Here is a 7059-nt window from a genome sequence, read left to right as displayed (position 1 = left end):
TGGGTTTGTTTGGCGACTACACAATAACCTTTCCAGCCGTTTTCGTATCTAGTTCCCGCTAATGTGCGAAGAACCTTAAAAAAGGGGAGCCATCGGCTCCCCTTTTTCTATTCCCCCTTGGCCAGCCGGCGGCTCAATGCGCTCTGACTGATCCCCAGCATCTTGGCGGCGGCGGTCTGGTTGTTGGCGGTGCGGCTCATCGCCTCCTCGATGATGGCCCGGTTCACCTCGGCGAGGCTGGGCAGTTGTTCTGGGAAGCGCAGTAGCTGTGCCGGTGTCGCGTCCCCCTGATGTTCCTGCATCGCCTCCACGAAGGGGGCGATGTTCAGGTGGGTGTCGTCGCTGCGACTGACGGCGTCGAACACCATCCCCTTGAGCTCCTGCAGGTTACCCGGGAAGGGGTAGCCCGCCAGTCTGGTGGCCAGATCTGCCGGCAGCAGCGGGGCTGGGCGCTGCATCTGCTCACTGGCCTGCTCGATGAAATGGTTGAGCAGCAGCGGCAGGTCCAGGGGGCGCTCCCTCAGGGGGGGCAGGTTGATGCGGTGAGCCCGCAGCCGGTAGAGCAGGTCATTACGGAAACGCCCCGCCTTTTTCAGCTCCAGCAGATCGTGCTGGGTCGAGGTGACGATGCGACAGCGCACCGGGAAGGGACGGTCGCTGCCGATGGGATAGTACTGACGGTACTGCAGCAGATCCAGCAGCTTTGCCTGGGCTTCCAGGGGCAGGTCGCCAATTTCATCCAGGTAGAGCAGCCCCTCTTGGGCGCTGTGCACCAGGCCGGCCCGGGCTGGCTCATCCTCTTCGACGGCACCGCGAACCTGGCCAAACAGGGTGGCCTCAAACCCCTGCAGGCTGAGGCCCGCCAGGTTGACCCGGACGAAGGGGGTCTCCGCCCCAATCAGGCGGTGTAGGGCCTGGGCAAAGAGGTCCTTGCCACAGCCACTCTCGCCGGTGATCAGGATCGGTTCCGGACTGATGGCCAGGGCTTCCAGGTAACGCAGCCGGTCCAGCATCGCCGGCTCGCAGGTGAGGATGTGGTTGAAGGCTTCAGGCTGAGCCAGCTCACGGCTGAGGAAGCTCTCCTTGATCTGCTGATAGCTGCGCTCCAGACCCACCACTTCCAGGGCGCGGCGCACCGTGCTGGCCAGGTCCTCGACGTTACCGGTCTTGATGAAGTAGTCGTAGGCGCCCCGCTTCATGCAGCGTACTGCGGTTTCCACCTCATTGACCCCGGTGACGATGATCACCCGGGTGTTGGGGAAGCGGCCGCGGATCTCTTCCAGCAGTTGTTCTCCGGAGTGGAAGGGCATGGTCAGATCCAGCAGCACCAGGGCATACTCCTTAAGCTCCATGCGGTTCAGCACCTGGCGGCTGTCCACGCAGGTGTCCAGTGTGGCCTCGGGCACCAGACGGGTCAGGGTCATGGAGAGGGTGCGCAGCCACTGGGCTTCGTCGTCCACCAGTAATAGGTTTCGTGCCAGTTTCATGCTTGCTCCTCCTCGGGGAAGTAGAGGGTCATGGTGGTGCCTTGCTCCAGTTCGGACTCAACCAGCCATTTGCCATTGTGTTCATTGATGATGCGGCTGCACACCGACAGCCCCAGCCCGGTGCCGCCTACATGGCGGCGGGTGGTAAAGAAGGGCTCTTTGATGCGCTGTACCGTCTCGTGGTCCATGCCACAGCCGTTGTCGCGAATCTTGATAAAGACCCCCTGGGGATCCCGGCCGGTCTCCAGTTGGAGCACGCCGCGGTCCGGGCTCATGGCGTGGCAGGCATTCTGAATCAAGTTGATCATCACCTGTTGCAGCTGCTGGGCATCGCCTCGCACTCTCGGCTCATGCTCATCCAGTGCGGTCTGGACACCGAAACGTTTCACCTGGTTGGCGGTGAGGCGCAGGGAGACCTGGACCACGTCGTTCAGGCTCAGGCTCTGGTGGCTGGCCTGGTCGGCGGGGCGGGCGTACTGCTTAAGGTCATCGACGATGCGGGCGATGCGTCTGGCCCCCTCTTCGATGGTGTGGCTGCCGTTGTCCAGTTCTCTCAGAGCCCGGTCCGGGTCCAGCCCGGCGATCAGCCAGAAGGGATCCTGCTCCCGGTACAGCTCAATGGCGGGCTTGAGATCCTGCATCGCTTCGCTGAACAGGGCGATGGCATGGACAATCAGTCCGGTGGGGTTATTGATCTCGTGGGCGATGCCTGCGGACAGCTCTCCCAGTGAGGCCAAGCGGCTGGCCTGTTCATTGGCCTGGCGCAGCTTGTGCTGCTCCGTGGTCTCCTCAAGCATCACCACCGCCTGCTCCTGACCTATGGGGTGGATCTGCAGCTGCCAGTACTGCTGCCCCTGGTGCAGCTCCTTTACCTGGCCCTTCTGGGTGTTGAGTACCATCCTCAATATCGGCGCCAGCTGGAAGTGCAGGCCCAGGCTGTCCAGTAGGGCACCGGACTCCAGCATCGACTGGTTCTTACCGTTGCTCCACAGGCACTCCTGGCGGCGGTCAAACAGGAACACCCCGTGAGGGATGCCGTCGAGCACCGATTGAAACTGGCGCGACAGCTGGGAGATGCGACTTTCCGCCAGCCGACGCTGCTCCAGTTCGTTATCCAGATCCAGGGTGCGTTTGTGCAGCCGACGGCTGATGGAGAAGGTAAACACCAGGCCGATGGCGGCCAAGGTGGCGATCAGCACCGAGCCCCACATCACCTGTTCGTGGGTGGAGGTGAGATCCACCTTCTCACGGCCGGTGCCAAACCATTTGTTCACCAGCAGGTCGTACTCGCCGGAGAGCTTGAGCTGACGCAGGGCCTTGTTGATCTCGGCCATCAGCGGCGCATTCTTGTCATTGCTGACGAAGTTGAAGGCACCGTAGATCAGGGGATCACTGGCACTGCGCACCGAGGGGTAGAGGGGCTGAAGGCGCCGGGCGACAAAGTTCTCCGCCAGCACCACATCCACCCGCTTCTGCAGCAGCATCTTGAAACCGGTTTCATACAGGTCCACGTCGATGCGGATGAAGTTCTGTGGGTGCCCCCGCAGGTAGACGTCGACGAAGGAGCCCACCTTGATCGCCACACGCTTGCCCGCCAGGTCCTGCCAGTTGTTGATGAAGCTCTTACCCTGAAGGGTGTAGGCCTTGGCGTGGGTGGCGTAGATGGGATCGGATTGCTGGGCATTGCGGCTGATGGCCACCGGGCTCACCACACAGATGACGTCGATGTCGCTGTCAGGGTTATGAACATCCCGAACTAACTGCTGGAAGGATTTGCGCCTGGGGTGGATGCTGTGTCCGGTCAGTTGACCGATTCGTTTGAGCAGCTCGATATTGAAGCCCTGATCCACCCCGTTCTTGCGCCATTCCAGCGGTGCGGTATTGGAGTGAACCCCAAACACCACAGGCTCGCCGGAGGCCAGACAGAGGGATGAGAACAGCAGCAGAATTGAGAGGCAATATTTCATGGGAGAATCATACCTAAGAGTAGGTAGCCGAGATGTGCAGAGGATCGCGAATTGGACTCAGGTCCAGTGCGGACTCTCACTCAGGGGAGCATGCGCTGTGTTGCCGGTCCCAAAAAAAGGGGCCCGAAGGCCCCTTGAAGTACATCGTACAGGAGTTAGAACTTGTAGTGCAGACCCATGGTGAAGATGTTGTCACCTTCGTCGTACAGCTTGGCGGCAGCGGTGGCCACTTCCGCATCGAAACGGCTGTAGTGGGCGTACAGCTTGGCGGCTTTGCTCAGCTTGTAATCGGCGCCAACGGCGTAGTTGGTCACTTCAGCCTTGGTCACGTCGCCCTTGTTCAGGCCAGCCAGGCTCTTCATGACGTTGCCCGCGTATTTGCCGTTACCGGAGTCGTCCTGGCCGTAACGTACCTTCAGGGTGATCACGTCAGTCAGAGGGTAGGCGGCGTCAACAACGAAACCACTGCCATCCAGGTTCTCGAAGTTGAGGTCTTTGGTGTCCTGGAACATGGCACCCAGCTTCACCTTGCCCAGTTTTACCTGACCAGTGACACGGTAGGCTTCATCGCCGCCCAGACCTGCGTTGTAGCCCAGGGCCACGAAGTAGTTCTTCTTCGCCAGCTTCTTGTCGCCGTAGAGGGCGGATACTGAGTACAGGTCACCCTCGACGTCTGCGTCGGCGCCGTAGGCATCATCTTCCAGCTGGTAGGTACCCATCAGAGTCAGGCCACCCAGTTTAGGGGAGATGTAGCTGATCATGTCGCCGTAGCGGCTGTTGCCGGAGAACAGACGGTTGATGTCGGTGTTGGTCAGGTTGAACTTGTCTACGCCGCCTTCAGCTTTCCAGAATGCGGAGCCCATCTTACCGAAGGTCAGTTGACCGAAGCCGCCTTTCAGACCCAGATAGGTGTCACGAGAGGAGAAAGGGTTGCTGGCGGCGCTGTCTTCACCGCGAACCATCACCTCGGCCTTGTACACCAGAGCCAGGGCGTCGTTCAGGGCTACGTTGCCCTTGATGCCAACCAGGGAGAAGTCGTTCTCGATGGTGGTGCCTTCGCCACCGCCGATGTTGGAGGCGAAGCTGGTGTCGGCGTCAGTCACGGCCAGACGCATGGCGCCGTAGAAGGTGGGCATTTCTGCCTGTACTGCAGTGGAGCCCAGCAGAGCCAGCAGCATAGAGGAAGCTACAATGCTTTTTTTCATCTTACATACCCTATTTTATTTGGTGTGGGATTGCTTGGCGAAAAGATTAAGAAATAAATAGCCGACATAATGTGATCTAAAGTGGAATTTATATTTGTTTAATTGTCTGTGGTTTTAATATTTGCTCCGAGCCTTATTTTATAGTTTTTTTTGACCCTGATAATGCAACGCTATGCAAAAACGCATAGGCGTTGATGGTGCAATGCACATCTGCATAGCCGCAAAACCCCGCTGTGACAGTGGTTTCACTTCTGTCTATCCAATGAGTATCTGGCTTGTAATTCCGCCTTGGCTGACAAAAGATAAAAGGTAAAAGAGAGCCAGCATTAAATTGTTCTATTTAAATGGTTCAGAAAATGAATATTAAGGCTCTTTTATTGACGGCGTGAAAAATCATTTTTCATGTTCGTAAAACCACCTAGGAGATATCGATGAACGCTCGCAAATATGCACTGTCTCTGAGTGCACTTTTGGTGTCCGGTGTATTGTCTGCTTCCACTCTGGCTGCAGACAATCTGGCCGATTTCCACGCTGATAACCTGGGCTGTGAAGCCTGCCACACCGAGAGCATGGAGTTGTCTGACGACAACCTGAGCCATGAGAATGGTCAGTGTGTCAGCTGCCACGGCGATCTGAAAGAGGTGGCCGAGTCCACCAAGCACGAGCATTTCAACGCTCACGCTTCCCACTTCCCCGGTGAGCCAGCCTGTACCGCCTGTCACGCGGGCCACCAGAAGTCCCTGAACTACTGCGATTCCTGCCACAGCTTCGATTTCGACATGCCTTACCACGGCAAGTGGGAGCGCCACGAGCCTTCCATCGCCGAGTTGCACAAGGATAAGGCTGACCGCGAAGCCGCCCTGGCTGCTGCCCCCCGTGACACCGTCGATGTACTGGTTGTGGGTTCCGGTGGCGCCGGTTTCTCCGCCGCCGTATCTGCCTTCGACAACGGCGCCAAGGTGATGCTGATTGAGAAGGAGCCTGTGATTGGTGGCAACGCCAAGCTGGCTGCCGGTGGTATGAACGCCGCCGAGACCAAGCAACAGGCCGCCAAAGGCATCAAAGACAGCATCGAACTGATGACCAAGGACACCATGAAAGGTGGCCGCAACATCAACGATCCTGCCCTGGTTAAGGTGCTGGTTGAGGACTCCGCAGGCTCCATCGACTGGATGACCGGTATGGGCGCGGATCTGAGCGACGTAGGTCGTATGGGCGGTGCATCCGTTAACCGTACTCACCGTCCAACCGGCGGTGCCGGTGTGGGTGCCCATGTGGTTCAGGTGCTGTATGACAACGCGGTGAAGCGCGACATCGACATGCGCATGAACACCCGCGGTGTTGAAGTCCTCAAAGATGCCTCCGGCAAAGTGAAGGGCATGCTGGTCAAGGGCAAGTACACAGGTTACTACTGGGTGAAAGCCGACGCCGTGGTGCTGGCCACCGGTGGTTTCGGTAAGAACAACGACCGTGTTGCCAAACTGGATCCCAAGCTGAAGGGCTTTAAAGCCACCAACCAGCCTGGTGCCACAGGTGACGGTCTGGACGTGGCCGGCGAAGCCGGTGCCGCCATGGTCGATCTGAAGTACATCCAGGCGCACCCAACCCTGTCCATCAAGGGCGGCGTGATGGTGACCGAGGCGGTTCGTGGTAACGGCGCCATCCTGGTGAACCGCGAAGGCAAGCGTTTCGTCAACGAGATCACCACCCGTGACAAGGCTGCCGCAGCCATCCTGCAACAGACTGGCAAGACCGCCTTCCTGATCTTCGATGACTCCGTACGTAAGTCTCTGAAGAAGATTGAGAAGTACATTGGTCTGGGCGTAGTGCCTGCCAACGCTTCCATCGTGGAACTGGGCAAATCCCAGGGCATCAACGGCGACGAGCTGAAGAAGTCCATCGCCCGCTACAACGAGTTTGTGGCTGCCGGTAAGGACAGTGATTTCGAGCGTCCTCAGCTGCCTCGCGCCCTGAACGAAGGCCAGTACTACGCCATCGAAGTGGGTCCGGGCGTACACCACACCATGGGTGGCGTGAAGATCGACAACAAGTCCGAAGTTCTGGACACCAAGGGTAAGGTGATTCCTGGCCTGTACGGTGCCGGCGAGGTGACTGGTGGCGTTCACGGTGCCAACCGCCTGGGTGGTAACGCCATCTCCGACATCGTGACCTTCGGTCGCCTGGCCGGTGAGGAAGCGGCCAAGTACTCCAAGCAGTAACAGCGAACATCAGTTTCATTCCTGCACGCTTTTGGGAGGGCCTCGCGCCCTCCCTTTTTTGTGCCTGTCTCTCCAGATTCAGCCTGAACTTTGTTTGTTGTCAATCTCAGCAGTGGTGAGTGTCGTCAGGACCGGTTGCGGCGGATGCCCGTGCTGTCGGCATGGAAAAACTCAGCAGAGA

4 protein-coding genes are annotated in these 7059 nt (G+C 58.6%); 1 reads left to right on the top strand and 3 read right to left on the bottom strand.

Going from position 1 to position 7059, the window contains the following annotated elements; translation table 11 throughout:
• Nucleotides 1–107: 107 nt before the first annotated feature.
• The 3 genes from ACN0RV_RS17645 to ACN0RV_RS17635 form a co-directional block, all read right to left on the bottom strand.
• Entirely contained in the window at nucleotides 108–1487 is a 1380-nt protein-coding gene (locus tag ACN0RV_RS17645; RefSeq protein WP_417349686.1) for a sigma-54-dependent transcriptional regulator, read from the bottom strand.
• Entirely contained in the window at nucleotides 1484–3454 is a 1971-nt protein-coding gene (locus ACN0RV_RS17640; protein ID WP_417349684.1) for an ATP-binding protein, read from the bottom strand. The genes ACN0RV_RS17645 and ACN0RV_RS17640 overlap by 4 nt, the downstream gene beginning before the upstream one ends.
• A gap of 155 nt (nucleotides 3455–3609) precedes the next feature.
• The gene (locus ACN0RV_RS17635) at nucleotides 3610–4659 is read right to left on the bottom strand and encodes a porin (RefSeq protein WP_417349682.1); all 1050 of its coding nucleotides are present in this window, start codon (nucleotides 4657–4659) and stop codon (nucleotides 3610–3612) included.
• A gap of 431 nt (nucleotides 4660–5090) precedes the next feature.
• Between ACN0RV_RS17635 and ACN0RV_RS17630 the strand changes: the two genes are divergently transcribed.
• Nucleotides 5091–6878 (top strand): flavocytochrome c, encoded by a 1788-nt coding sequence (locus ACN0RV_RS17630; protein ID WP_417349680.1) that lies wholly within the window; start codon nucleotides 5091–5093, stop codon nucleotides 6876–6878.
• Nucleotides 6879–7059 lie beyond the last annotated feature (181 nt).

It is taken from the genome of Ferrimonas sp. (assembly GCF_048263965.1).
Taxonomy (GTDB): Bacteria; Pseudomonadota; Gammaproteobacteria; order Enterobacterales; family Shewanellaceae; genus Ferrimonas.
The sequence above is the reverse complement of the archived record's forward strand: the minus strand, read 5'-3'. Positions and strand labels throughout refer to the sequence as shown.

Excerpts from the sequence above, each read along its gene's own strand:
- ACN0RV_RS17645 (WP_417349686.1), bottom strand. The coding sequence starts at position 1,487 with ATGAAACTGGCACGAAACCTATTACTGGTGGACGACGAAGCCCAGTGG.
- ACN0RV_RS17640 (WP_417349684.1), bottom strand. The coding sequence starts at position 3,454 with ATGAAATATTGCCTCTCAATTCTGCTGCTGTTCTCATCCCTCTGTCTG.
- ACN0RV_RS17635 (WP_417349682.1), bottom strand. The coding sequence starts at position 4,659 with ATGAAAAAAAGCATTGTAGCTTCCTCTATGCTGCTGGCTCTGCTGGGC.
- ACN0RV_RS17630 (WP_417349680.1), top strand. The coding sequence starts at position 5,091 with ATGAACGCTCGCAAATATGCACTGTCTCTGAGTGCACTTTTGGTGTCC.